General features: G+C 66.2%; 25 protein-coding genes. 16 read left to right on the forward strand and 9 right to left on the reverse strand.

Translation table 11 applies throughout. The annotated features are described in order from the left end of the window. Position 1 precedes the first annotated feature (1 nt). Both pcaF and EEB15_RS01800 read left to right on the forward strand, forming a co-directional pair. On the forward strand, positions 2-1207 hold the full coding sequence (gene pcaF, locus EEB15_RS01795) for a 3-oxoadipyl-CoA thiolase (RefSeq protein WP_141507807.1): 1206 nt from the start codon (positions 2-4) through the stop codon (positions 1205-1207). A gap of 64 nt (positions 1208-1271) precedes the next feature. Next, the gene (locus EEB15_RS01800) at positions 1272-2333 is read left to right on the forward strand and encodes a maleylacetate reductase (protein ID WP_141507808.1); all 1062 of its coding nucleotides are present in this window, start codon (positions 1272-1274) and stop codon (positions 2331-2333) included. Positions 2334-2340: 7 nt separating this feature from the next. Here EEB15_RS01800 and EEB15_RS01805 read toward each other — a convergent pair whose 3' ends face one another. Continuing rightward, positions 2341-4284, reverse strand: a complete 1944-nt coding sequence (locus tag EEB15_RS01805) for a prolyl oligopeptidase family serine peptidase (protein ID WP_370283273.1) — start codon at positions 4282-4284, stop codon at positions 2341-2343. Positions 4285-4303: 19 nt separating this feature from the next. Further along, positions 4304-5233: a LysR family transcriptional regulator gene (locus EEB15_RS01810; protein WP_141507810.1), complete on the reverse strand. Its 930-nt coding sequence runs from the start codon at positions 5231-5233 to the stop codon at positions 4304-4306. 158 nt (positions 5234-5391) lie between these two features. Between EEB15_RS01810 and EEB15_RS01815 the strand changes: the two genes are divergently transcribed. The 5 genes from EEB15_RS01815 to EEB15_RS01835 are packed head-to-tail and all read left to right on the forward strand — an operon-like array spanning position 5392 to position 8967. After that, positions 5392-6237, forward strand: coding sequence for an intradiol ring-cleavage dioxygenase (locus EEB15_RS01815; RefSeq protein ID WP_141507811.1), 846 nt, complete (start codon positions 5392-5394; stop codon positions 6235-6237). After that, on the forward strand, positions 6234-6548 hold the full coding sequence (locus EEB15_RS01820; RefSeq protein ID WP_233259301.1) for a Dabb family protein: 315 nt from the start codon (positions 6234-6236) through the stop codon (positions 6546-6548). The genes EEB15_RS01815 and EEB15_RS01820 overlap by 4 nt, the downstream gene beginning before the upstream one ends. Further along, positions 6545-7162 (forward strand): nuclear transport factor 2 family protein, encoded by a 618-nt coding sequence (locus tag EEB15_RS01825; protein ID WP_141507812.1) that lies wholly within the window; start codon positions 6545-6547, stop codon positions 7160-7162. Before EEB15_RS01820 ends, EEB15_RS01825 begins: the two co-directional genes overlap by 4 nt. Continuing rightward, positions 7163-8179 (forward strand): tripartite tricarboxylate transporter substrate-binding protein, encoded by a 1017-nt coding sequence (locus EEB15_RS01830; protein WP_141507813.1) that lies wholly within the window; start codon positions 7163-7165, stop codon positions 8177-8179. A gap of 26 nt (positions 8180-8205) precedes the next feature. Next, entirely contained in the window at positions 8206-8967 is a 762-nt protein-coding gene (locus EEB15_RS01835; protein ID WP_141507814.1) for a sulfite exporter TauE/SafE family protein, read from the forward strand. On the opposite strand, the gene EEB15_RS01840 is transcribed toward EEB15_RS01835, so the two are convergent. From EEB15_RS01840 to EEB15_RS01855, 4 genes are all read right to left on the reverse strand, one after another. Then, entirely contained in the window at positions 8959-9603 is a 645-nt protein-coding gene (locus EEB15_RS01840; RefSeq protein WP_141507815.1) for a PAS domain S-box protein, read from the reverse strand. The two genes, EEB15_RS01835 and EEB15_RS01840, sit on opposite strands and share 9 nt — an antisense overlap. 73 nt (positions 9604-9676) lie before the next feature. Next, a complete protein-coding gene (locus EEB15_RS01845) occupies positions 9677-13048 on the reverse strand; it encodes a PAS domain-containing hybrid sensor histidine kinase/response regulator (protein ID WP_158289961.1) in 3372 nt (1123 codons plus the stop codon). A 121-nt stretch (positions 13049-13169) separates the two neighbouring features. Then, positions 13170-15005 (reverse strand): glutathione-regulated potassium-efflux system protein KefC, encoded by a 1836-nt coding sequence (gene kefC, locus EEB15_RS01850; RefSeq protein WP_141507817.1) that lies wholly within the window; start codon positions 15003-15005, stop codon positions 13170-13172. A 7-nt stretch (positions 15006-15012) separates the two neighbouring features. After that, the gene (locus EEB15_RS01855) at positions 15013-15696 is read right to left on the reverse strand and encodes an NAD(P)H-dependent oxidoreductase (RefSeq protein ID WP_141507818.1); all 684 of its coding nucleotides are present in this window, start codon (positions 15694-15696) and stop codon (positions 15013-15015) included. Between the two features lie 172 nt (positions 15697-15868). Here EEB15_RS01855 and EEB15_RS01860 point away from each other — a divergent pair, with 172 nt between their 5' ends. Beyond that, positions 15869-16486: a ParA family protein gene (locus EEB15_RS01860; protein WP_141507819.1), complete on the forward strand. Its 618-nt coding sequence runs from the start codon at positions 15869-15871 to the stop codon at positions 16484-16486. Between the two features lie 30 nt (positions 16487-16516). Then, entirely contained in the window at positions 16517-16972 is a 456-nt protein-coding gene (locus tag EEB15_RS01865) for a MaoC family dehydratase (RefSeq protein ID WP_141507820.1), read from the forward strand. 21 nt (positions 16973-16993) lie between these two features. Here EEB15_RS01865 and trmL read toward each other — a convergent pair whose 3' ends face one another. Further along, a complete protein-coding gene (trmL, locus tag EEB15_RS01870) occupies positions 16994-17455 on the reverse strand; it encodes a tRNA (uridine(34)/cytosine(34)/5-carboxymethylaminomethyluridine(34)-2'-O)-methyltransferase TrmL (protein WP_141507821.1) in 462 nt (153 codons plus the stop codon). An 86-nt stretch (positions 17456-17541) separates the two neighbouring features. Then, complete coding sequence (locus tag EEB15_RS01875; RefSeq protein ID WP_141507822.1) at positions 17542-18243, reverse strand: ComF family protein; 702 nt, start codon at positions 18241-18243, stop codon at positions 17542-17544. 31 nt (positions 18244-18274) lie between these two features. On the opposite strand from EEB15_RS01875, the gene EEB15_RS01880 reads away from it, so the two are divergent. The 7 genes from EEB15_RS01880 (at position 18275) to EEB15_RS01905 (ending at position 23997) form a co-directional block, all read left to right on the forward strand. Beyond that, a complete protein-coding gene (locus EEB15_RS01880) occupies positions 18275-19162 on the forward strand; it encodes a biotin synthase (protein WP_141507823.1) in 888 nt (295 codons plus the stop codon). A 104-nt stretch (positions 19163-19266) separates the two neighbouring features. Continuing rightward, on the forward strand, positions 19267-20427 hold the full coding sequence (gene coxB, locus EEB15_RS01885) for a cytochrome c oxidase subunit II (protein WP_141507824.1): 1161 nt from the start codon (positions 19267-19269) through the stop codon (positions 20425-20427). Between the two features lie 31 nt (positions 20428-20458). Then, positions 20459-22129, forward strand: coding sequence for a cytochrome c oxidase subunit I (gene ctaD, locus EEB15_RS01890; RefSeq protein WP_141507825.1), 1671 nt, complete (start codon positions 20459-20461; stop codon positions 22127-22129). Between the two features lie 11 nt (positions 22130-22140). After that, on the forward strand, positions 22141-22257 hold the full coding sequence (locus EEB15_RS34120; protein ID WP_233259302.1) for a cytochrome oxidase small assembly protein: 117 nt from the start codon (positions 22141-22143) through the stop codon (positions 22255-22257). Between the two features lie 10 nt (positions 22258-22267). Continuing rightward, on the forward strand, positions 22268-22870 hold the full coding sequence (locus EEB15_RS01895; RefSeq protein ID WP_141507826.1) for a cytochrome c oxidase assembly protein: 603 nt from the start codon (positions 22268-22270) through the stop codon (positions 22868-22870). 11 nt (positions 22871-22881) lie between these two features. Beyond that, positions 22882-23079: a DUF2970 domain-containing protein gene (locus EEB15_RS01900; protein ID WP_141508019.1), complete on the forward strand. Its 198-nt coding sequence runs from the start codon at positions 22882-22884 to the stop codon at positions 23077-23079. Positions 23080-23115: 36 nt separating this feature from the next. Beyond that, complete coding sequence (locus EEB15_RS01905; protein ID WP_141507827.1) at positions 23116-23997, forward strand: cytochrome c oxidase subunit 3; 882 nt, start codon at positions 23116-23118, stop codon at positions 23995-23997. Between the two features lie 64 nt (positions 23998-24061). Here the strand turns inward: EEB15_RS01905 and EEB15_RS01910 are convergent, their stop codons facing one another. Continuing rightward, a complete protein-coding gene (locus EEB15_RS01910; protein ID WP_141507828.1) occupies positions 24062-24283 on the reverse strand; it encodes a twin transmembrane helix small protein in 222 nt (73 codons plus the stop codon). Positions 24284-24285: the final 2 nt, after the last annotated feature.

Genomic DNA, 24285 nt, shown 5'->3' on the forward strand with positions numbered 1-24285 from the left:
CATGAGCACACAAGCCTTCATCTGCGACGCCATTCGCACGCCCTTCGGCCGCTACGGCGGCGCACTGTCCTCCATCCGCACCGACGACCTCGGCGCGATCCCGCTCAAGGCGTTGATGGCGCGCAACCCCAAGGTCGATTGGCAGGCCGTCACCGACGTGATCTACGGCTGTGCCAACCAGGCCGGCGAAGACAACCGCAACGTCGCGCGCATGGCAAGCCTGTTGGCCGGCCTGCCGCTCGACCTGCCCGGCGCCACCCTCAACCGCCTGTGCGGCTCGGGGCTCGACGCTGTCGGCACCGCGGCGCGTGCCATCAAGTCGGGCGAGGCAACGCTGATGATCGCCGGCGGCGTGGAAAGCATGAGCCGCGCGCCCTTCGTCATGCCGAAGGCCGAAAGCGCGTTCTCGCGCGCCAACGCGGTGTACGACACCACCATCGGCTGGCGCTTCGTTAACAAGCTGATGAAGGAGATGTACGGCGTCGACTCCATGCCGGAGACCGCCGAGAACGTCGCCACCGACTACAAGATCGAGCGCGAGGCGCAGGACCGCATGGCGCTGGCGTCGCAACTCAAGGCCGTGGCCGCGCAGAAGGCCGGCTACTTCGACAGCGAGATCGTGCCGGTGACGATCGCTCAGAAGAAGGGCGACCCGATCGTCGTGGCCAAGGATGAGCACCCGCGCGAAACCAGCCTGGAAACGCTGGCCAAGCTCAAGGGCGTGGTCAAGCCCGACGGAACGGTGACGGCCGGCAACGCCAGCGGCGTGAACGACGGCGCCTGCGCGCTGCTGCTGGCCGACGAAGGCACTGCCGCGCGCTACGGCTTGACGCCGCGCGCGCGTGTGGTCGGCATGGCCACTGCCGGTGTGGCGCCGCGCGTCATGGGCATCGGCCCGGCACCGGCGACGCAGAAGGTGCTGGCCCTCACCGGCATCACGCTGGAACAGCTCGACGTGATCGAACTCAACGAAGCCTTCGCCGCGCAGGGCCTGGCCGTGCTGCGCACGCTGGGGCTCAAGGACGACGACCCGCGCGTCAACCCGAACGGCGGCGCCATCGCCCTCGGCCATCCGCTGGGCGCCTCCGGCGCGCGGCTCGCGACGACGGCCGTGAACCAGCTGCACAAGACCGGTGGACGCTACGCGCTGTGCACCATGTGCATCGGCGTCGGCCAGGGCATCGCCGTGATCCTCGAACGCGTCTGAGCAGGAAAACTATTTTCCGCGTGGCGCGTTGAACGAGGCCCGTCATCTGTTCACACTACGCACTGTGAACAGCTTCATCTACAACAGCCAGCCCGCCCGTGTCGTGTTCGGCGCCGGCGCGCTGGCGCACCTGGCGCGCGAGATCGAGGCACTGGGCGCGCGCAAGGCCCTGGTCCTTTGCACGCCGGAGCAACGGACGTCGGCTGAGCGGGTGGCTGACCTGCTGGGCGCCCGTGCCGCCGGCATCTTCGACCGCGCCGTGATGCACGTGCCGATCGAGACTGCGCGCGAGGCGCGAGAGGTGGCTCGCGAGCTGGGTGCCGATTGCGCCGTCGCCATCGGCGGCGGTTCGACCACGGGCCTGGGCAAGGCCATCGCACTCGACTCGGGCTTGCCGATCCTTGCCATCCCCACCACCTATGCCGGCAGCGAGATGACTCCGATCTACGGCATCACCGAAGGCGGGTTGAAGAAGACCGGCAGGGATGCACGCGTGCTGCCCCGTACCGTGATCTACGACCCCGAGCTGACTTTGGGCCTGCCCGTGTCGATGAGCGTGACCAGCGGCATCAATGCCATCGCGCATGCGGCCGAGGGCCTGTACGCCACGGATGCCAACCCGATCATGGACCTGATGGCGCAGGAAGGCATCGCGGCGCTCGGCCGGGCGCTCCCCGCCATCGTGCAGAGTCCGCGCGACGTCGAAGCGCGCAGCGACGCGCTGTACGGCGCCTGGCTGTGCGGCACCGTGCTGGGCAACGTCGGCATGGCCCTGCACCACAAGCTGTGCCACACGCTGGGCGGCAGCTTCAACCTGCCGCACGCGGAAACGCACACCATCGTGCTGCCGCACGCACTGGCCTACAACGCGGCGGCGGCGCCACAGGCGATGGCGCGCATCGCGAGAGCGCTGGGGGGAATGACGGCTGCGCAGGCGGTGTACGACCTCGCGAAGAACAGCGGCGCGCCGGTCGCGCTGCAAGACATCGGCATGAAGGAAGCCGACCTGGACCGCGCCTGCGACATCGCGATGCAGAACCAGTACCCCAACCCGCGGCCGCTGGAACGCGGAGCGATCCGGCTGCTGCTGCAGGACGCCTTCGAAGGCGCGCGCCCCACCGCTTGACGTGCCTTCAGGGCGTGCTGATGGGCGGAATGATGTCCACCGGCATCACCGCATCCGCCTGCACGAACCCGAACACCTGCGCGTAGAAGAACAGCTCCGCCTCCAGGCTGCGCTGGATGTTCTCGAGCCGGCGAAAACCGTGCCCTTCGCCTTCGAAAGGCACGTAGGCCACCGGGATGCCGCGCGAGCGCAGCGCGTCGACCATGGACACCGACTGCGAAGGCGGCACCACTTTGTCGTCCAGCCCCTGGAAAAAGATCATCGGGCAAGACAGCTTGTCGGTGTGCAGGCTCGGCGAGCGTTCGCGGTACAGGGCGTCGCGCTGCGGCGGCGGCGCGACCAGGTAGCTGGTGTAGCGCGACTCGAATTTGTGCGTGTCCGCGTCCAGCGCGGCCAGGTCGCTCACGCCGTAATGGCTGGCTCCGGCCTGGAACACGCGGTGGAACGTGAGCGCGCACAGCGTGGTGAAGCCGCTCGCGCTGCCGCCGCGGATCGCCATGCGGATTGGATCGACCCGGCCGCGCTGTGCGAGATACTGCGCGCCCGCCACGCAATCCTCCACATCGACGATGCCCCACTGGCCTTTCAGCAAGTCCATGTAGGCGCGGCCGTAGCCGGTGCTGCCGCCGTAGTTGACGTCCAGCACCGCGAAGCCGCGGCTGGTCCAGAACTGGATCGACAACCGCAGGCTGTTGGTGCTCATCGACGTCGGCCCGCCGTGGCTGGTGACAATGAGCGGGGGCAGTTCACCCGTCGGCGCTTCGCAGTCGCCGTTGGTGGGCGGGTAGAAGAAGCCGTACGAGTCGCGGCCGCCCGCGCTGGGGAAGGTGATGCTCTCCGGCGTGGAAAGATACTGCGCGGAAGGCACTTCCTGCATGGCCTGCGCCAGCACCTCGTGATGGCCGCTGGCCACGTCGATCCGCACGATCTGGTCGGGCAGGTGCGCGGCGGCGGCGTGGACGACGATGAAGCCTTCGCCTGCGCGCAGCTCCTTCACGTCGGTGAAGGGTGAGGCCAGGGTGACGAGCGTGCCGGATTGCAAGTCGATCTTTACCAGACGGCTCACCGCGCCTTCGATGCAGGCGGCGACCAACTCGTGGCTGCCGGTGAAGCCGTAGAGCGACTGCGCGAACACCCACATCGGTTGCCCGAACTCGGCCTGCATGGCGTAGGCCGGCGCCAGGGTGTCGTTGTTCACGCGGTACAGGTTCCACCAGCCGGTGCGGTCGGACACCACGAACAACTCGCCGGCCGGCGACCAGGCTGGCTGGCAGAGCGACTCCGAGGCACTGCCGGCGACGCGGCGCGTGTTCGTGAGCTGACCGTTCGCGGCTACATCGCCCAACCAGAGTTCCGAGCCGTTCCAGGGCATCAGCGGTTGGTTCCAGCAGATCCACGCCAACTGCCGGCCATCGGGCGACAACCGGGGCGCGGCGAAGAAATCGAAGCCGGATGCCAGCACCATCTGCGGCGCGGCAGGGTCGAGCGGCAGCGCCACCAGCGAGTTGACTGGCTCATGCCCGCCCGCGCTGTGGTCCTCGCGTACCGCGATCAATCGATTGCGCCCTGCGTCGAATTCGAAGTCGGCATGCCGGTGCTGGCCGTTGGCGGTCAGCGGCTGCGGTGCCGCGTCAGGCGCCTGCGCATATACCAGGTTGTCGGCGAAGTTGGAGAAGTAGGCGGTGCCGCCATGCACGGCGTAGGCGCCGCCGCCGTATTCATGGACGCGGCTGCGGACGTTGAACGGCGCGGGCGTGACGGCTTCGCCGGCCCCTTGCGCGGCGCGGCGCACCGCCGCCACCCGGCCCGCCTCGGCCGGCCGGCCTTCCAGCCAGAAGATCGAGTCGCCGTCGATGCGCGGTGCCGAGAGCGGCTTGACGCCGGCCGCCACGCGCTGCGCGCCCAAGGGCGAGGGCCAGGTGCCGTAGGGGGCTGTGATGCGTTCGCTCAAAGTGATCTCCTTTCGTGGGTCAGTAAACGCCCAGCCGCCCGGTCCACTTCTTCTCGTAGTTCATCTTCTCGAAGTGCTCGGCGATGAAGTCGATGAAGGTGCGAACCTTGGCCGAGAGGTGCTTGCGGCTGGGGTAGGCCAGGTTGATGGTCAGGCGCGGCAGGTCCCAATCGTCCAGTACCGGCACCAGCCGGCCGGCGACGATGTCGTCATAGAGGATGTAAGTGGGTTGCACCAGGATGCCCATGCCGTCCAGCGCGGCGGCACGCAGGATCTGGCCGTCGTTCGATTCGAGCAGGCCCTTCACGGTGATCACGCGAGTCTCGCCGCCGCGCGTGAAGCGCAGATCGTTCGGGTTGTTGGAGTAGGTGTAGATCAGCAACTTGTGCCGCTGCAGGTCGTCCAGCGCTTTCGGGAAGCCGTGCTCGGCCAGGTAGCGCGGCGCGGCTGCCAGGATGCGGCGCGTCTCGCCGAGGCGGCGGACGGTGACGTTCGAGTCGGGCTCGAACTCGCGCGTGCGGATCGCCACGTCGATGTTGTTGTCGATGATGTCGAAGTAGCGGTTGGCCGCTTCCACGTGCACCGTGACGTTGGGGTAGCGCCGGGTGTATTCCTTCAGCAGCGGCGCGATGTGGTGCATGGCAAACGAAAGCGATGCGGTGATCCGCAGCGTGCCCGTCGGGTTGAGCGCGGTGGCGTTCACCTGCGCTTCGGCGTCCTTGAGGTCGGCCAGGATGGCCTTGGCCCGATGCAGGAACTCCTGGCCGGTGTCGGTGAGGTACAGGCGGCGCGTGTTGCGTTCCACCAGCCGGGCACCCAGACGCTCTTCCAGCGCCGACAGGTGGCGGCTGGCCGCGGCGTTGGACAAATCGAGCGCCTCGGCCGCACGGCTCAAGCTGCCGGTTTCGGCGACCTGCACGAACAACTCGATCTCGGTGAAGCGGTCCAAACCCGGGCTCCTTTGTTGGGCTGCGCCCAGTGTAGGCCCGGGCGGGCGGCGGGCTGTTTTTCGCTGCGAGAAAAAGTCATTTGCGCGGAGGGCCTTTCGCTGGCGGGCGCGGCCTTCTACATTCCACTCATCGAGAGACTCGCCGACAAGGACACCGCATGCGCAACCTCAACCAGGACACCATCACCCAGGCCGTGATCGCGCGCTTTGCCGGCACGCCCGATCCGCGCCTGAAAGAGATCATGACGAGCCTGGTGCAGCACTTGCACGCGTTCGCACGAGAGGTCAAACTCACCGAGGCGGAGTGGTTCCAGGGCATCCAGTTCCTCACGCGCGTCGGCGAGATGACCGACGAGAAGCGGCAGGAGTTCATCCTGCTGTCCGACACGCTGGGCCTGTCGATGCTGACGGTGGCGATGAACAACGACAAGCCGGCCGGCTGCACCGAGGCCACCGTGTTCGGCCCATTCCATGTCGAAGGCGCACCTCACTACGAACACGGCCAGGACGTGGCGAACGGTGCCGTCGGTGAGCCGTGCGAGGTGCGCGGAATGTTGCGCGGCAACGGCGGCGAGCCCGTGCCAGGCGCCGTGATCGAAGTCTGGCAGGCCGATGCCGAGGGCAAGTACGACGTGCAGCGCGAAGGGCTTGAGCAGCACCAGGCGCGCGGGGTGCTGAAGTCCGGGCCGCGGGGCGAATACGACTTCAAGACCATCCTGGCCGAGGCCTACCCGATCCCCGACGACGGCCCCGTGGGCGACATGCTGCGCGCCACCAACCGCCATCCATGGCGGCCGGCGCATTTGCATTTCATGATCAAGGCGCCGGGCTACGAAACGCTGATCACGCACGTATTTCGCAACGGCGACCGGTACCTCGACTCCGACGCGGTGTTCGGCGTGCGCGAGTCGTTGGTGGCCGACTGGGTCAAGCAGCCGGGCGGCGTCTGGCGGGTGGACTACGACTTCGTGCTCAATCCGATGCATGCCGAGGCCAAAGCTTGATCCGCCACATCGTGATGTGGAACGTGCGTGGCAGCACGGCTGTCGACAAAGCGGCCAACATCCTGCTGCTGCGCCGCAGTTTCGAGAGCTTGCGCGGCCGCGTGCCCGGCCTGCTGCATCTGGAGATCGGCGCAGACCGCAGCGCCGTCGACTATGCCTGCGACGTGGTGCTGTTCAGCGAATTCGAATCGCAAGCCGCGCTGGACGCTTACGCCACGCACCCGGAACACTTGCGCGTCAAGCGCGAACTGGGCGACCTGCGCACAGCGCGCTACCAGGTGGACTATGACCCCAAGGAGACTCCTGAATGAATGACGACATGAAAGACAAGCTGCTGATCCGCGAGCTGGTCGAGCGCTGGGCGGTGTGGCGCGACGCGGGCGACTGGGAGCGCTTCGCCACCGTGTGGCACCCCCAAGGTGTGATGATGGCCACCTGGTTCCAGGGGCCGTTCGCCGAGTTCATCCGCGTCACGAAAGAGGGCTGGGCCAAGGGCGTGAGCATCCTGCACTTCCTGGGCGGCGCGGCGATCGAGGTCAACGGCGAGCGCGCCATCGCGCAGACCAAGATGACGATCTCGCAGCGCGGCATGGTCGAAGGCGCCGACGGGCCGGTGTTGTGCGACGTGGTCTGCACAGGGCGCTTCTACGACTTCGTCACGAAGCATGACGGCTGCTGGAAGCTGCTGCACCGACAGCCGATCTACGAGAAGGACCGCATCGACCCGTTGGATTCGACGGCGCAGATCAAGCTCGACGCCGCGGCGCTGGCGACCTTTCCTGAAGGCTATCGGCACCTTGCCTACATCCAGACGCGCATCGGCTACCAGGTCAAGATGGACATGCCCATGCTCAAGGGGCCTGCCGTGGAAGAGCTGTACCGCCGCGGCGCGCAATGGCTCGCCGGCGGCGAACTGGAACGCTAGATGAAAACACTTCTTTTCGCATTCGCGCTGTTCGCCTCGGTGCTTCCGCAGGCACACGCCCAGGCCTACCCCGCCAAGCCCATCCGCATCATCGTGCCGCAGCCGCCCGGCGGCGGCTTCGACACGGTGGCCCGCCTGCTGGCGGACCGCATGGGCAAGCAGATGAACCAAAGCTTCATCGTCGAGAACAAGGCGGGGTCCGGCACCTTGATCGGCACCGACGCGGCGGCCAAGTCCGCGCCCGACGGCTACACGCTGCTGGCGCGCAAGGACCTGGCGCAGAAGTCGCTCAAGGAAGTGATGGCCCATGCGAAGGCCAACCCGGACAAGCTGTACTACGCGTCGGGCGGCAATGGTTCGGGGCAGCACGTGCTGGCGGCGGCGCTGTGGCACCTGGCCGGCGTCCAGGTCGCGCACGTGCCGTATCGCGGCGCGCAGGCGGCCTACCAGGACCTGCTGGGCGGCCGGGTCGACCTGTTCTTCGACCTGTCGTCGACGGCGCGCGCGCAGGTCGACGCCGGCAACGTTCGCGCGCTGGCGGTGTCGGGGGCGGCTCGCAACCCCATGCATCCCGACGTGCCGACGGTCACCAAAACGGGCACCGCGCTGGAGTTCGAATCGTGGTTCGGGCTGTTCGCCCCGGCGCGCACGCCACCCGCTATCCTCGAGCGCTTGCGCACGGACTTCGCGCGCGTGGCTGCATCACCGGAGTTGCAGGAGGCTTTCGCCAAGGCCGGCGGCAACTGGTTGTCGCGCCCGCCCGAGCAGCCGTTCGACGGCAAGCCGGTGGCGATCATGGGCGCCAGCCCGGGCATGGTGGGCACGGCGCGCGTGCAGTACCACCTGCGCCAGGTGCTGCTGTTCATGAACACCTTCACGCTCAACAAGCCGGAAGTGTTCATCAACCAGGCCGCGTCGAAGTTCAGCGCCGAAGGCGAGCTGATCGACCCGCCGACCGCGAAGGTCATCGGCGAGCTGCTGGCTGGCCTGGAGAGCCTGAAGAAGCGCCTGGGGTAGGGGCTGTAGGCGACAATGACGACGCCTTGAATCTGCCGCTGCTCACCGATCCGTTTTTCTATTTCGTCGCGATTCCCGCGGTGCTGCTGCTGGGCCTCAGCAAGAGCGGCTTCGGCGCCGGCTTCGGCTCGCTGGCCGTGCCGATGATGGCGCTGGCCATCACGGTGCCTCAGGCCGCGGCCATCCTCATGCCGGTGCTGCTGGTCATGGACCTGATGAGCGTCGCGGCCTTTCGCCGTCACTTCGACCGCGAGCTGCTGCGCTTCCTGCTGCCCTGCGGCCTGTTGGGGACGGTGGTGGGGACCTTGCTCTTCAAGGTGCTGGATCCGCGCCTGGTGGCTGGCATCGTCGGCGTTTTCACGCTGCTGTTCCTGGCGCAGCGCCTGGTGTTCCCGCCCAAGCCCGACAGCCCGCATCCACCGAAGTGGCTCGGCGCCATCCTCACGGTCACGGCGGGTTTCACCAGCTTCATCTCGCACGCCGGCAGCCCGCCGATCAATGCCTACGTCATCCCGATGCGGCTGGCGCCGCTGACGTTCGCGGCGACCATGTCGCTGTTCTTCTTCGTCATCAACCTGAGCAAGTGGATTCCCTACGCATGGCTCGGGTTGCTGGACACGCGCAACATGGCGACGTCGCTCGCGCTGTTGCCGTTCGCGCCGATCGGCGTGGTGGCGGGGGTGCGGCTCGCGCACCACATCAAGCCGACGCTTTTTTACCGGCTGGTCTATGCCGGCATGTTCCTCACCGGCTGCAAGCTGGTGTGGGACGGATTCTTTTCAAAGTGAACTGAAGGCCGAAGCGCGGGCTTCGGCCACCTCGCGCGGCAGATCGGCTTCGAGCGCGGAGATCACCCGTTCCATGCGGTGGCGCTCGGTCACGTCATGGAAGCTCGTCACGGCACCCACGCGCTTGCCGCGCACGCGCTGCGGCCGCACCTGGCATTCGAAGATGCGCCCGTCGGTGAGCTCGATCACGCTGAACTGCTCCGTGTCGGGGTGAGCCTTGCGATCCTCGACGTTGGTCAGAAAGCGCGCCGGGTCCTTCACCTGGGACAGCTGCATCGCGAGCAGCGCGCCGTCGTTGAGGTTGGCCAGCCTTTCCTCGGGAATCGACCACATCTCGACGAAACGCGTGTTGTAGTGCATGGCGCGGCCGAAGTAGCCCATGGCCAGGATGCCGTCGGTCGTCGAGTCCAGCGTCGCGAGCAGCAGGGCCAGGGCGGCCCGCGCCTCGGTGAGTTCCTGTGTGCGGCCCTCCAGCGTGCGCGTGGTCGTGCCCAATTTTTGCGTGGCTGTGGCGAGCGCCCGTCGCGCCTCGGCCAGTTCCTGTGCCAGCCGGTTAACAAGGTCCGTGAGGCCGGCGGACTGCGGGGGTGCCTGGTGCCTGGCTGCCTGCGGCCCGGCGGCTTGTGCCTGCGTCATGAAAATACACCTTTGGACGTGAAGCGCTGGGGTGCGCGATGAATGAATGAGACCATGCCGATGTGCCCGGCCCTTAGGCCAATTGCCTAGCGGGCTCTAGTGATTCGCCCTGGGGTTGCAAGAAGGCTTTCAGCGCCGCGACCAGTTCGGCCAGCGGGGTGTCCAGCTCGCCGACGAGCCACTCGATTTCGGCGGCGGGCGCGCCCTCGCGGAGGCCCGTTTCCAGCGCTTCGGCGCGGGACTGGATCTGCGTGGCGCCCACGTTGCCGGAGACCGCCTTCGACGTGTGCACCAGGCGCTCGGCCGTGGCGCGGTCGCCGGTGGCCAGTGCGCCGCGGATCTCGCGCACCAGATGCTCCTGCCCGGCGACGTAGCGCCGCAGCATCGCCAGGTACAGCGGCTTCTTGCCCAGCATACGGGACAGCCCGAGTGCAGTGTCCAGGCCCAACACGCCGTGCGGGAGTTCGCCGCCGGCGCCGGAGTCGGTCGCGCGCGATGCGGGTCGCGCAGCCGCTGCAGCCACGGAGGCGGCCGATGTCGCCGCAGTTGCGGCCGCGGGCCGCGGGCGAGCCCACCGCAGCAGGATGGACGTCAGCTCGTTCGGGTCGATCGGCTTGACCAGGAAGTCGTTCATGCCCGCATCCATGCACCTGCGGCGGTCCTGCTCCATGGCGTTGGCGGTCATTGCCACGATCGGCAGCCCGGCGAAGCCCGGCAACTTGCGGATCTCGCGTGTGCTGGTGATGCCATCCATCACCGGCATCTGCATGTCCATGAAGACCAGGTCATAAGCAGCGTTCTGCACCATGTCCAGGGCGACCTGGCCGTTGTCGGCGACGTCCACCACGAGGCCGCAGTCCTCCAGCAATTCGCGGGCGACCTGCTGGTTGATGTCGTTGTCTTCCACCAGCAGGATGCGCGCGCCGCGCACGGCCGCCAGCCGGTGGTCGGCCTGCGCTCCTTCGTCGGCCGCCGCGGCGGAAGGCGCGCGCCTGCCGCCCAATACGCCCATGGTCGTGTCGAACAGGATGGAGGCACTGACGGGCTTGACCAGCACATTCTGGATTCCGGAATTTTCGGCTTCCTTGAGCACTTCCTCGCGGCCGTGCGCCGTCACCATCAGGAACATGGGCGGCGAGGCCAGGCCCAGCGAACGGATGCTGCGCGCCGTCTGCATGCCGTCCATGCCGGGCATGCGCCAGTCGAGGTAGACCACGTCGTAGGGCCGGCCCAAAGCGGCGGCACGGCGCACTTCCTCCACCGCGGCGAGCCCGGAAGACACTTCGCTCGTCAGGAAAGTCATGCCTTGCAGCATGTCGACGATGACCGCTCGCGCGTGGTCGCTGTCGTCGACGACCAGCGCGCGTCGCCCGCGCAGGTCGGGGTTGGGCATAAGCTCGCGCTGCACCGCCGAGCCGATGCCCACGCGGGCTGAGAACCAGAAGGTGCTGCCCTTGCCGAATTCGCTTTCAACACCGACGTCGCCGCCCATGAGTTCAGCCAGTCTCTTGGAGATGGCCAAGCCCAGGCCGGTGCCCCCGAACTTCCGGGTCGTCGACGTATCGGCCTGCGAGAAGCTCTGGAACAGGCGGCCCGTCTGGTCGGGCGTGAGGCCGATGCCGGTGTCCTGCACGCGGAAGTGCAGGAGCACGTCACTCTCGGTCCGCTCGCTTGCTCGCACCGAGATGACGATCTCGCCTTTTTCCGTGAACTTCACGGCGTTGTTGGCATAGTTGATCAGCACCTGGCCCAGGCGCAGCGAGTCGCCCACCAAGTTGGCCGGCACATCGGGCGCCACTTCGAACACCAGCTCGAGCCCCTTCGCGTGGCACTTCTCGCTGATCAGGCTCCCGGTGTTGTCCAGCAGCTTCTCCAGTTCGAAGTCGACGCTCTCCAGGTCGAGCTTGCCCGCTTCGACCTTGGAAAAATCCAGGATGTCGTTGATCACGCCGAGCAGGTGCTGGCCGGAAGTTTGCACCTTGGCGATGTAGTCGCGCTGGCGCGCGGTGAGGTCGGTCTTGAGCACCAGGTGCGACAGGCCGATGATCGCGTTCATCGGCGTGCGGATCTCGTGGCTCATGTTGGCGAGGAAGTCCGACTTCATGCGAGTGGCTTCCTCGGCCGTCTCCCTACCGCGCCGAATCCCTTCCTCGATCTTCTTGCGCTCGGTGATGTTTCGGCTGATTCCGAGGATGCCCTGCGGATCGCCCTGCTCATCCCATAGGGGAGAGGTCACGGTCTCGAACAGGACGCGCTGGCCGTCGGGATAGGTGATCCAGTATTCGGCGGAGCACTCTCGCAGTTCGGCCAGTACCTGGACATGGCGTTCGTCCATGTCTTGGGCGACGTCATTGCCGAATACGTCCCGGGACTTGAGGCCGCGGATTTCATTGACGGGACGGCCGACGCTCGCGGCAAACGCCGTGTTGCAACCGAGGTAGCGGCCCTTCAGGTCCTTGTAGAAAACCCGATCGGGAATGGAGTCGATCAGGGACTGCAGCGTGGCGGCCTGGCGATTCTTTTCCTGCTCCGCGCGCTTCTGGCCGGTGATGTCCTTGAACGATGCGACGCTGAGCTCGCGCTTGTCGTCACGCGCAACAAAGAGGCTCACCTCCACGTCCAGGATGGTTCCGTCCTTGTGCCGATTGATGGATTGAAAGGTCAACGGTGCGCCGGGTTTTCTCGGCTCCTTGCCTATTTCACGTTTCCTCTCAGGCGAGTAAGTTGGGTCAATCTGGCAGAGCGGCATGCCGACGAATTCCTCCGCCGAATAACCCAGCGTGTCGCACGCGCCCTTGTTCGCGTAGATCACTGTGCCTTCGCCGGGGTTGACCCAGAACATCGGCCCCGAGTTTTCGACCACCAGCGAGTCGAACATCATCTTCTCTTCGGAGCGAAGCCGCTCCGTGACGTCGCGGAAGATGATGACGCTGCCCACGCACTTGCCGTGGACGCGCTGCGGCATGACGTGCCGCTCCAGGGTGCGCCCGTCCTTCAGTTCCACCAGGCTGCAGTGCTCCGACTCCGGGTTGCGGCGGCGCTCGTCCAGTTTCGCCTGCCAGGCCAGCGGATCCACCACGTGCGCCAGCTGGAATTCCACCAACGTGACGCCATCCAGGTCGCTCAGCTTGTCTTCCGGGATGCCCCAGAGCTCGACGAACCGGATGTTGTAGTAGATGGAGTCGTCCGAATACTGGAGCGTCAGGATGCCGTCGTTCGCGGCGTCCAGCGTCGACACCAGGAGCTCGTGAGAGCTGCGCAGCAACGCGAGCTGGCGGTCGCGGATGTCGAGCCGGGATTCGCTGGTGGCGAGTTTGTCGCGGGCTTCGGCCAGGGCCGCGCGGGCCTGGGCGAGCTCCTGCTCCAGCGTGGGCGCTTCGCCGGCTTCAGCCAGGGCGTGGGACAAATCGGTGGGGGCGCGATCCATGCGACTGCTCGCTTTCATGAGGAGCCTCATGAGACCATCCGGGCCGGCGCGGGGCCTAAGCAAAATGCCTAAGCAGCCTAGGCGATTTGCCGCAGGGCCGGCCCGCGGTCAGGCTTGCCAAGCCAGCCGGATACGCCGGTCAGGCACCCCAGTCGGGCGGGCGTTCCCGGCCCTCGCGGCGGCGCTTGTCGCGCTCGGCGCGCTCTTGCGCCATCTGCTCTTCCAGCTGGGCGCGGCCCTGCTTGATCACGGCGATCACCTTGGCGCGGTCCTTGTGATGCGGATACATGCGCTCGAACAGTTCCAGGTTGTGTCGGCGAAAGCGCACCGCGTGATTGCGCGCCTCGTGCGGGGCGAACCCCAGCGCTTCCAGCACGGTGCGGGCGCTGCGCAGGCTGGACTCGAACACCTCCCGCTCCACCCGCATCACGCCGCGGTCGCGCAGCTCGTTCCAGTGCGTGACGTCCCTCGCCCGCGCGATCAGCTCCAGATGCGGGAAATGTTCGCGCGCCAGGTCGACGATGGCCAGCGACTGCTCCTTGTCGTCCACGGCGACCACCAGGATCTTCGCCGTCTCGGCGCCGGCGGTGCGCAGCAGGTCCAGTCGCGAGGCGTCGCCGTAGAACACCTTGTAGCCGAAGGAGCGCGCCGCCTCGATCATGTCGGCGTCGTGGTCCAGCACCGTCGCGGCGATGCCCTGGGCGCCCAGCATGCGGCCGATGATCTGACCGTAGCGGCCAAAGCCCGCGATGATGATCGGCGCGCTCTGCAGCTCGTCGATCTCGTCGAGCTGTGTCACGTTGCAGTTGGCCCAGCGCGGCAGCAGCAGCTTGTCGATGGCGACCAGCACCAGCGGGCTCAGAAGCATCGACACCGCCACGGCGCCGATCAGCAGGGACGACGTCTCGGGGGGCAGCACACGCGCGCCGAGCGCAGCCTGGAACACCACGAAGGCGAATTCGCCGCCCTGCGCCAGCAGCAGGGTGAAGACGGGCCGCTCCTGCACCGGCAGGCCCATCGCCTTGGCGAGGCCGTAGATGACCAGTCCCTTGATGGCCAAAAATCCCACCACCACCGCAGCCATCACCAGTGGGGACTTCATCAGCACGCCGAAGTCGATGCTCATCCCGACGGCGATGAAGAACAGGCCCAGCAGCAGGCCCTTGAACGGCTCGATGTCGGTTTCCAGTTCGCGCCGGTATTCGCTCTCGGCCAGCAGCACGCCGGCCAGGAAAGCGCCCAGGGCCATCGACAGACCGACCAGCTGCATCAGCGCGGCAATCGCCACCACCAGCAGCAGCGACGCCGCGGTAAAGATCTCGGGCGTGTTGCTCTTGGCGATCCAACGCAGGACGGGTCGCAGCAGCAGGCGCCCACCCAGGATGATCCCGCCGATCACGGCCACGATCTTGCCGGCCTCCCACCACATGCTGCCACCCTCGGTGGCATTGGCCGCGCCGCCCAGCAACGGCAGCAGCGCCAGGATCGGGATGGCCGCGACGTCCTGGAACAGCAGGATCGAAAAGCCGGATTGCCCCGTCGACGTCGGCAGCAGGTTTCGTTCGCCCATCACCTGCAGGGCGATGGCGGTGGAAGACAGGGCCAGGCCCAGCGCAGCGACCAGGCTCACGCGCCACGACAGGCCCGCCAGCATGCCGGCGGCAAAGAGCAGGGCTGCGCAGCCCAGCACCTGGGCGCTGCCCCAGCCGAAGATGGGTCGGCGCAGGCTCCAGAGGCGCCGCGGCTCCAGTTCGAGGCCGACCAGGAACAGCATCAGCACCACGCCGAACTCGGCGAAATGCAGGATGTCTTCCACGTTGCTGACCAGGCCGAGGCCCCAGGGGCCGATGGCAATGCCTGCTGCCAGGTAGCCGATGATGGAGCCCAGGCCCAGCGCGCGCGAAAGCGGCACCGCAAACACCGCGGCGCCCAGATAGATAAGGCTGTTGATCAGCCAGGCAGGTGCGTGTTCCATGTCTCTTTCATTCCGCGCTCGCATCCGCGCCGGAAAGGGGCCTATCGGTCGTCGGCACCTCGCAGGCCGGGCAAGCGAGCAGGTCCTCGATCTCCGGCCACTCGGGGTAGGTTCGCAGGCGGTCGGCAAACACTTCGACGTGCTGGGCCACGGCGTCTTCATGCGCGCGATGCGCGCCGTGCAGCAACAAGGGCGGCAGAAAGCGCATGCCGCACAGGGCGGCGGTCTGCTCATAGGGCGGCAGGAATGCTTCGAAGAAGTAGCGGTTGTAGCTCTGGGGGTGGTAGGAACTCTCCGGACCGCCGGTCGTCGCGACCAGCCACAAGTCTTTGCCTTGCAGCGCCGTGCCGCCCGGGCCGTAGGCCCAGCCATAAGTGAGCACTTCATCCAGCCAGAGCTTGAGGAGCGCCGGCATGGAGTACCACTGGATCGGATGCAGCAGCACCACAAGGCGTGCCTGTTGCGCGACGGCCTGTTCGACTCCAGTGTCGATGTCGTAATCCGGATAGAGGGCGTAGAGGTCGCGCACCTGGACGCCGCCGCCGCCGCGGGCGGCTTCCAGCAGGCGCTTGTTCACGCGCGATTCGCGCCAGTTCGGGTGGGCCGCCAGCACGAGGATGCCGCTGGATTGCCCTTCACCCACCGGCGCGGGCAGTGGAGCGTGGGGCGCTTGTTTGATCGACTCGGCCATACCGGTAACATAGCGCAAAGCGGCCCACCTCTCGAAAAGCCGCCCAACCGAGGAGCCAAGTCATGGAGCGCTTGGCGAGGGGCCCCAGCTTGCTGGGGATCGACACGGGGAATGGCTTGACATGGGCGACGCCCGAAAAGCACGAAGACCTACTAACGTAGAGGAGCCCATCATGCCGGTCGTGGTTGTTGCCAATCCCAAAGGCGGAGTCGGAAAGTCGACCATGGCCACCAACATTGCGGGCTATTTCGCCGGCAAGGGCCATGGGGTGATGCTCGGCGACGCCGACCGCCAGCAGTCCTCGCACCTGTGGCTGGGGCTGCGGCCTCCCGCGGCGCGGCCCATCAGCACCTGGGAACTGGCCGAGGGCAACATCGTCAAGCCGCCCAAGGGCGTCACGCATGTGGTGCTCGACACGCCGGCTGGCATGCACGGGGCGATGTTCAAGCAGGTGTTGCAGTTGGCAGACAAGGTGGTTGTCCCGCTGCAGCCCAGCGTCTTCGACATCTTCGCCACGCGGCACTTCCTGGACGAGCTGGCCGAACACCGCAAGGCCAGCAAGATGCAGGTGGGCATCGTCGGCATGCGGGTGGACCCGCGCACCATCGCGGCCGACAAGCTGCATGAGTTCGTGGACAGCCTGGGGCTCCCGGTACTCGGCTACCTGCGCCACACGCAGAATTACATCCACCTGGCCGCGCGCGGCCTGACGCTGTTCGACGTCGCGCCGGGCCGTGTGGAGCGCGACCTGGAGCAATGGCAAGGCATCTGTCGCTGGCTGGACACGTAAGGCGGGGCGCGAGCGGTTAGGGTAGCGACCATGAAAACCCTCGAAAGCCTTTCCGAACTGCCCGCGCTGGTAGGCCAGGAACTCGCGGTGAGCGACTGGCTCACCGTGACGCAGGAGCAGGTCAACCTGTTCGCCCAAGCCACCGGTGACCACCAATGGATTCACGTCGATGTGGAGAAGGCCAAGGCCGGACCTTTCGGCGCGCCGATCGCGCACGGATTCCTGACCCTGTCCCTCATCCCCCGGTTCTTCGAATCGTCGTTCGAAATTCGCAATTCGAGCATGGGTGTGAACTACGGGCTGAACAAGGTTCGCTTCACCGCGCCGGTGCCGGTGGGCAGCCGCCTTCGCGGGCGCATGAAGCTGCTGTCGTGCGAGCCGATCGACAACGACGGCATGCAGATGGCGTGGCTGGTGACGGTGGAACGCGAGGGCAGCGACAAGCCCGCGTGCATCGCCGAGTCACTGACGCGGCGTTATCCCTAGGACCTCTTCTCTTAACAGGCCTTAGCCAAACCCGTTCTGCCGCCAAGCCTCGAACACCGTCACCGCGACCGCGTTCGAGAGGTTGAGGCTGCGCTGGCCTTCGCGCATCGGCAGCCGCAGCCGTTGCTCGGGCGGAAAGGATTCGCGCAGCTGCGGCGTGAGCCCCCGCGTTTCAGAGCCGAAGACGAGCCAGTCACCGGGAAGGAACGCCACGTCGTGGACGGCGCGGGTGCCCTTGGTCGTCAGCGCGAACAGCCGCGCCGCGTCCGGGCGCATCGAAGCGACGAACGCGTCCCAGTTCTCATGGCGCCGAAGTTCGGCGTATTCGTGGTAATCCAGCCCGGCGCGGCGCATGTGCTTGTCGTCCATGGAAAAGCCGAGCGGCTCGATGAGGTCGAGCGTGCAGCCGGTGTTCGCGGCCAGCCGGATCACATTGCCGGTGTTGGGCGGGATTTCGGGCTCGACCAGGACGATGTGGAACATGTGGGGAAATGACAAATGACGAAATGACAAAGGACAAATGACCAAACGCCGGCTTCTCGGTCATTTGTCATTAAAGCGCAGCGAAGTCATCTGTCATCCGTACGAGCGAGAACTAGGCCCGTCACGTTTGCCGCTCCAGCTTGCCGCACTGCCAACGCGGCGGCGAACAGCGACGCGCCGCTGGTCATCACGTCGTCCACCAGCACGACGTTCCGGCCGCGCAGGCCCGCGGCGCGAAGGGGCTCGACCGCGAAGGCGCCTTCCACGTTCTTCAGGCGGCCTTTCAAGTCGAGATCGGTTTGCGCCAGTGTGTGCCGCACGCGCAGCAGCAGCCCGGCGTCCGTCTTTTGCGGCGCGAGTGCCCGGGCAAGCAGCAGCGCCTGGTTGAAGCCACGCTCGGCCAGGCGCTGCGTCGAGAGCGGCACTGGCAGAACCAGGTCGCAACTCTCGAGCGCCGGTTCCACCCAGGGCGCGCTGCGCATCAACGTGGCGAAAGTGCGTGCCCAGCCCGCCTGCCCGCCGAACTTGTACTGCGTGATCAGGGCTGACCAAGGATAGTCGTAAGGCAGCGCCGCATGACACGCGTCCAGCGGCGGCGGCGATTGCAGGCAGCGCCCGCATTCGTTTACACCAGGCCCCACCGGCAGCGCGCACCGGCGGCAGCGGGGCTGGGGCTGGGCAAACCGGGCCACGCAGGCCTCGCACACGGGCTCTGCCGGCCAGGCCTTGCACACGGCGCATTGGCCGGGCAGGGCCGCGGCAAGGCCTTCGAAAAGCGGGCGGCGCATCGGCGTCAATATACTCGCCGCACATCGCACCATGGCCCAAGAGAACCCGCCCACCATCGACCCTGTCGCCGCGCAGCACTGGCAGCGCGCCGCGCCGCCGAGGTCGCCGTGGCTGCACGAAGAGGTGGCGCGCCGCATGGAAGACCGGCTGCAGTGGATTCGCCTGGAGCCCAAGGCCTGGGGCCATTGGGAGCCGGTGCGCGGGGGGCTCGCCGCCCACGCGCTGGTCGAGCGGCGGTATCCCCGCGCGCAGTGCTTCGTGGCCGAAAGCAGCCCGGCCGCCAACCCGGCTGCCCGCATCGGCCGTCCGTGGTGGCGCCGGTGGACCGGCCCCAAGCTGACATTCGGCCCGATGCCCGACGGCGCGGTGCAAATGCTGTGGGCCAACATGGCGCTGCACATGGCGGCGCAGCCGCAGGCGTTGATCGCGCAATGGCATCGCGCACTGGCGCCCGAGGGCTTCCTGATGTTTTCCTGCCTGGGGCCGGACACCCTGCGGGAATTGCGGGCGTTGTACGCCGCATTGGGCTGGCCCGCCCCGGCGCACGAATTCACCGACATGCACGACTGGGGCGACATGCTGGTCCACGGCGGCTTTGCCGAGCCGGTGATGGACATGGAGCGCATCACCCTGACTTGGGAAACACCCGAGCGCATGCTGGCGGAGTTGCGCGAACTGGGTGCCAATCTGCATCGGGCGCGTTTTCCGGCCTTGCGCGGGCGGCGCTGGAAGGCGCGGCTGCTGGACGAACTGGCACAAGGCTTGCGCCAACCCGACGGCCGTCTGGCGCTGACCTTCGAGATCATCTACGGCCACGCCGTGAAGCCGCAGCCGGTCGTGCGGGTGAGCGAGCGCAGTGCGGTGTCGCTCGAGGACATGCGCGCGTTGCTCCACTCCGACAAGCGCCCGCGGTCCTGAGCGCTCCCCGGCCCCCGGGGCATCGGTGATAACCCGCGCTACAATGCCGGGTTGATTTGGGCGCCACCGTGATGGGTTTGATTGAGGTCTAGCCAGTGAAAACTATGAAGAGCATTTCCTACAAGTTGGCTTCGCTGCTGCTCGCCGCGGGCGCATTCAGCCCGGTGGCCCACGCGGTCAACGACCTTCCCGGCGGCCCGGCCGTTCGCCAGCTCAATCTGCACGCCGCCGCCACGCGCATGGCCGTCGAGCAGGCCTGGCTGCACTGGTTCATGCTGATCACCTGCACGGTGATCTTCATCGCGGTGTTCGGCGTGATGTTCTATTCCATCTGGAAGCACCGCAAATCGGTGGGCCACAAGCCCGCGAATTTCCACGAATCCGTCACCGTCGAGGTGATCTGGACCATCGTCCCCTTCCTCATCGTGATCGGCATGGCGCTGCCCGCCACCAAGGTCCTGGTCGCCTCCAAGGACACCAGCAACGCCGACCTGACCGTCAAGGCCACCGGCTACCAGTGGAAATGGGGCTACGACTACCTGAAGGGTGAAGGCGAGGGCGTCAGCTTCCTCTCCACGCTGGACAGCACCCACCGCGAGATCTCGAACGACGGCGCCAAGGGCGATGTGCCCGACGACTACCTGTTCAAGGTCGACAACCCGCTGGTGGTGCCGGTCAACAAGAAGATCCGCGTGATCACCACCGCGAACGACGTGATCCACGCCTGGGGCGTCCCGGCCTTCGGCATCAAGCAGGACGCGATCCCCGGCTTCGTGCGCGACACCTGGTTCCGCAGCGAGAAGGTAGGCGACTTCTACGGCCAGTGCTACGAGCTGTGCGGCAAGGAGCATGCCTACATGCCGATCCACGTGAAGGTGGTGACGGCCGAGCAGTACGCCGTCTGGGTCGACGGCGAGAAGAAAAAGATGGCCGCCAAGCAGGACGATCCGAGCAAGGTCTGGACGCTGGACGACATCAACAAGCGCGGCGAGAAGGTCTACGCCGCCAATTGCGCGGCCTGCCACCAGGCCAACGGCAAGGGCGCCGGCCCGATCAAGCCGCTGGATGCCTCGCCCATGGTGCTGGACGCCGACAAGAACAAGCAGATCCACATCGTGCTCAATGGCAAGGGCGCCATGCCGGCCTGGAAGCAGCTGTCCGACACGGACCTGGCCGCGGTGATCAGCTTCACCAAGAACAGCTGGTCCAACAAGACCGGCCAGCTGGTGCAGCCGGCCGAAGTGCTGGCGCAGCGCGGCAAGTAAGCAGCAGTCAAGAACGCATTAGGAAATCCAGATGAGCGCAGTCCTCGACCCCCACGGCCACGCTGTTCACGGCGAACACGACGACCACCATGACCACGCGCCCACGGGCTGGCGCCGCTGGGTGTTCGCGACGAACCACAAGGACATCGGCACGCTGTACCTGCTGTTCTCGTTCTTCATGCTGATGTTCGGCGGCCTGCTGGCCATGCTGATCCGCCTGGAGCTGTTCCAGCCCGGCCTGCAGTTCGTGAACCCCGAGCTGTTCAACCAGCTCACCACCATGCACGGCCTGATCATGGTGTTCGGCGCCATCATGCCTGCCTTCGTGGGCTTCGCGAACTGGATGATCCCGCTGCAGATCGGCGCGGCCGACATGGCTTTCGCGCGGATGAACAACTTCAGCTTCTGGCTGCTGATCCCCGCCGGCATCATGCTGGTGGGCTCGTTCTTCATGCCCGGCGGCGCACCCGCCGCGGGCTGGACGCTGTACGCGCCATTGACGCTGCAGATGGGCCCGTCGATGGACGCGGGTATTTTCGCGATGCACATCCTCGGCGCGTCGTCGATCATGGGCTCGATCAACATCATCGTGACCATCCTGAACATGCGCGCGCCGGGCATGACGCTGATGAAGATGCCGATGTTCTCCTGGACGTGGCTCATTACCGCCTACCTGCTGATCGCCGTGATGCCCGTGCTGGCCGGCGCGATCACCATGACGCTGACGGACCGCCACTTCGGCACGACGTTCTTCAACCCCGCCGGCGGCGGTGACCCGGTGATGTACCAGCACATCTTCTGGTTCTTCGGCCACCCCGAGGTCTACATCATGATCTTGCCGGCGTTCGGCATCATCAGCCAGGTGGTCCCCGCCTTCGCGCGCAAGCGCCTGTTCGGCTACGCATCGATGGTCTACGCCACGTCGTCGATCGCCATCCTGTCGTTCATCGTGTGGGCCCACCACATGTTCACGACCGGCATGCCCGTCACCGGCCAGCTGTTCTTCATGTACGCCACGATGCTGATCGCGGTGCCCACCGCCGTGAAGATCTTCAACTGGATCGCCACCATGTGGCAGGGCTCGATGACCTTCGAGACGCCCATGCTGTTCGCCGTCGGCTTCATCTTCGTGTTCACGATGGGCGGCTTCACCGGCCTCATCCTGGCCATGGCGCCGATCGACCTGCTGTTGCAGGACACCTACTACGTCGTGGCGCACTTCCACTACGTGCTGGTGGCCGGCTCGCTGTACGCGATGTTCTCGGGCTTCTACTACTGGGCGCCCAAGTGGACGGGCGTGATGTACAGCGAAACGCGCGGCAAGATCCACTTCTGGTGGTCGCTGATCGCTTTCAACATCACGTTCTTCCCGATGCACTTCCTGGGCCTGGCCGGCATGCCCCGCCGCTATGCCGACTACCCGATGCAGTTCGCGGATTTCAACCTGGTTGCGTCGATCGGCGGTTTCGCCTTCGGCCTGGCGCAGGTGTACTTCTTCTTCTGGGTCGTGCTGCCGATGATGCGCGGCAAGGGCGCGACCGCGCCGCAGCGCCCTTGGAACGATCCGGACGGCAAGGGTGCGGAAGGCCTGGAGTGGGAAGTGCCGTCCCCCGCGCCTTTCCACACGTTCGAAACGCCCCCGCGCCTGGACCCCACGGCCACCCGAATCCTGGACGCCCGCGTCCAGCACAAGAGTCACTGAGCAAGCTTTCCATGGCGCTGAGCCCCGAACAGAAAAAGCACAACCTGCGGACGGCGCTGATCCTGGCGTCGATCGCGGCGGTGTTCCTGCTCGGCTTCTTCGCCAAAGTCTTCTGGCTGAGCCGTTGATCGCCATTCCATGAGCGTTCGCACCGAAAACGTCAAGATGGTTGGCAAACTGGCCGTGGTCGCGGCCGGCATGTTCGCCTTCGGCTATGCCCTCATTCCGATCTACAAGCACATCTGCGAGATGACGGGCATCAACATCCTGTCGCTGTCCGAGCGGCAGGTGCCCGGCAGCGCAAGCACGGGTGGCGACGTCAAGCTCAATACCCAGGTCGACACCAGCCGCACCATCACGGTCGAGTTCGACGCCAATTCGCGCGGGCCGTGGGAGTTCAAGCCCCAACAGCGCTCGGTGCAAGTGCACCCGGGCGAGCTGGCCACCGTGATGTACGAGTTCCAGAACGTGCAGAACCGGGCCATGTCCGCCCAGGCGATCCCGAGCTACGCGCCGCACCAGGCTGCCGCGCACTTCAACAAGCTCGAGTGCTTCTGCTTCCAGCAGTACACGCTGCAAGCCGGCGAAAAGAAGCAATGGCCGGTAGCATTCGTCATCGACCCCAAGCTGTCCAAGGACGTGACCACGATCACCCTGTCGTACACCTTCTTCGAAGTGGGCAGCAAGACGCCGGCCGCGCCCACGGCCGCCGTCGCCGCGGGAACGGAGCCGCGCTCGTGAGCGCCGCCGCCATGACGCAGAACAAGACGTCGTTCCTTCGCACGGTCAAGGCCGTGGCATGGTCGTTCGTCGGCATCCGCCAGAACAGCGAGTACGAGCAGGACCAGGGCCGCCTCAACCCGTTCCACATCATCGCCGTCGCCCTGGTGGGCGTTGCGCTGTTCGTGGGCGCGCTGGTGCTGCTGGTGAACTGGGTCGTGGCCAAGTAAGAAATTAAAGAGAGTTTCGGAAATCAGGAGTTAGAGATGAGTACAAGCACACCAGGCACCACGCCCTACTACTTCGTGCCCCAGCCGTCGCGGCATCCGGTGATGGCCTCGTTCGGGCTGCTCTGCATCATCTTCGGTGCCGGGCAATGGATCAACGGCGCCGACTGGGCCAAGTGGGTGATGTTCTTCGGCTTCCTGTGGCTGTTCTTCGTGCTGTTCCAGTGGTTCAGCCAGGCCATCGGCGAGAGCGAAGGCGGGATGTACGGCCACAAGGTCGAACTGTCGTTCCGCTGGAGCATGAGCTGGTTCATCTTCTCCGAAGTGATGTTCTTCGGCGCCTTCTTCACCGCGTTGTGGTGGATGCGCGCGCACTCGGTGCCCGCGCTGGGCGGCCTCGAGAACGCGCTGCTGTGGCCTGATTTCAAGGCCGTGTGGCCGACGGCGGCGGCAGGCGCCACCGCATCGCCGGCCGGCATCATCGAGCCTTTCGAAACGATGACGCCGTTCTGGCTGCCGACCATCAACACCGCGCTGCTGCTGACGTCGGGCGTCACGCTGACCATCGCCCACCACCTGCTGCGCGACAACAAGCGCGGCCCCACCATCCTGTGGATGTGGATCACTGTGCTGCTCGGCGCGACGTTCGTCGGTGTCCAGGCCTACGAGTATTACCATGCCTACACGGGCATGAACCTGAAGCTCACCTCCGGCGCGTATGGCTCGACGTTCTTCATGCTGACCGGCTTCCACGGTTTCCACGTGCTGGTCGGCATGCTGATGCTGCTGTTCATCACCCTGCGCCTCATGAAGGGCCACTTCACCGCGGACAAGCACTTCGGTTTCGAAGGTGCTGCCTGGTACTGGCACTTCGTGGACGTGGTCTGGCTGGGCCTGTACACCCTGGTTTACTGGCTGTGACCTGCGGCACCACCGCCCCCACAAAAAGCGCCGCAAGGCGCTTTTTGTTTTGTGTTCCGGCCGGCTACTTGCCCACCGGAATTCCGGTCGGCTGGATGTAGCCGAACTTCCAGGCCAGCAGGATGCAGACGAACAGCAGGATGGAAAAGCCGACGCGAAACGCCAGCGCGCGGGCCATGTTGCTGGTCTTGGGCTTGCCGTCCCGGCCGTCGCGCATCATGAAGAACAGGGCCGAACCCAGGCTGCCGATGATGGCAATGAATGCGAGCAGCACGAGGTATTTCATGC

Source organism: Ramlibacter sp. WS9 (assembly GCF_003797765.1).
In the GTDB taxonomy this organism is placed as follows: Bacteria; Pseudomonadota; Gammaproteobacteria; order Burkholderiales; family Burkholderiaceae_C; genus Ramlibacter.

Excerpts from the sequence above, each read along its gene's own strand:
- pcaF (WP_141507807.1), top strand. The coding sequence starts at position 2 with ATGAGCACACAAGCCTTCATCTGCGACGCCATTCGCACGCCCTTCGGC.
- EEB15_RS01815 (WP_141507811.1), top strand. The coding sequence starts at position 5,392 with ATGCGCAACCTCAACCAGGACACCATCACCCAGGCCGTGATCGCGCGC.
- EEB15_RS01825 (WP_141507812.1), top strand. The coding sequence starts at position 6,545 with ATGAATGACGACATGAAAGACAAGCTGCTGATCCGCGAGCTGGTCGAG.
- EEB15_RS01830 (WP_141507813.1), top strand. The coding sequence starts at position 7,163 with ATGAAAACACTTCTTTTCGCATTCGCGCTGTTCGCCTCGGTGCTTCCG.
- EEB15_RS01840 (WP_141507815.1), bottom strand. The coding sequence starts at position 9,603 with ATGACGCAGGCACAAGCCGCCGGGCCGCAGGCAGCCAGGCACCAGGCA.
- EEB15_RS01845 (WP_158289961.1), bottom strand. The coding sequence starts at position 13,048 with ATGAAAGCGAGCAGTCGCATGGATCGCGCCCCCACCGATTTGTCCCAC.
- kefC (WP_141507817.1), bottom strand. The coding sequence starts at position 15,005 with ATGGAACACGCACCTGCCTGGCTGATCAACAGCCTTATCTATCTGGGC.
- EEB15_RS01855 (WP_141507818.1), bottom strand. The coding sequence starts at position 15,696 with ATGGCCGAGTCGATCAAACAAGCGCCCCACGCTCCACTGCCCGCGCCG.
- EEB15_RS01860 (WP_141507819.1), top strand. The coding sequence starts at position 15,869 with ATGCCGGTCGTGGTTGTTGCCAATCCCAAAGGCGGAGTCGGAAAGTCG.
- EEB15_RS01865 (WP_141507820.1), top strand. The coding sequence starts at position 16,517 with ATGAAAACCCTCGAAAGCCTTTCCGAACTGCCCGCGCTGGTAGGCCAG.
- trmL (WP_141507821.1), bottom strand. The coding sequence starts at position 17,455 with ATGTTCCACATCGTCCTGGTCGAGCCCGAAATCCCGCCCAACACCGGC.
- EEB15_RS01875 (WP_141507822.1), bottom strand. The coding sequence starts at position 18,243 with ATGCGCCGCCCGCTTTTCGAAGGCCTTGCCGCGGCCCTGCCCGGCCAA.
- EEB15_RS01880 (WP_141507823.1), top strand. The coding sequence starts at position 18,275 with ATGGCCCAAGAGAACCCGCCCACCATCGACCCTGTCGCCGCGCAGCAC.
- coxB (WP_141507824.1), top strand. The coding sequence starts at position 19,267 with ATGAAGAGCATTTCCTACAAGTTGGCTTCGCTGCTGCTCGCCGCGGGC.
- ctaD (WP_141507825.1), top strand. The coding sequence starts at position 20,459 with ATGAGCGCAGTCCTCGACCCCCACGGCCACGCTGTTCACGGCGAACAC.
- EEB15_RS34120 (WP_233259302.1), top strand. The coding sequence starts at position 22,141 with ATGGCGCTGAGCCCCGAACAGAAAAAGCACAACCTGCGGACGGCGCTG.
- EEB15_RS01895 (WP_141507826.1), top strand. The coding sequence starts at position 22,268 with ATGAGCGTTCGCACCGAAAACGTCAAGATGGTTGGCAAACTGGCCGTG.
- EEB15_RS01900 (WP_141508019.1), top strand. The coding sequence starts at position 22,882 with ATGACGCAGAACAAGACGTCGTTCCTTCGCACGGTCAAGGCCGTGGCA.
- EEB15_RS01905 (WP_141507827.1), top strand. The coding sequence starts at position 23,116 with ATGAGTACAAGCACACCAGGCACCACGCCCTACTACTTCGTGCCCCAG.
- EEB15_RS01910 (WP_141507828.1), bottom strand. The coding sequence starts at position 24,283 with ATGAAATACCTCGTGCTGCTCGCATTCATTGCCATCATCGGCAGCCTG.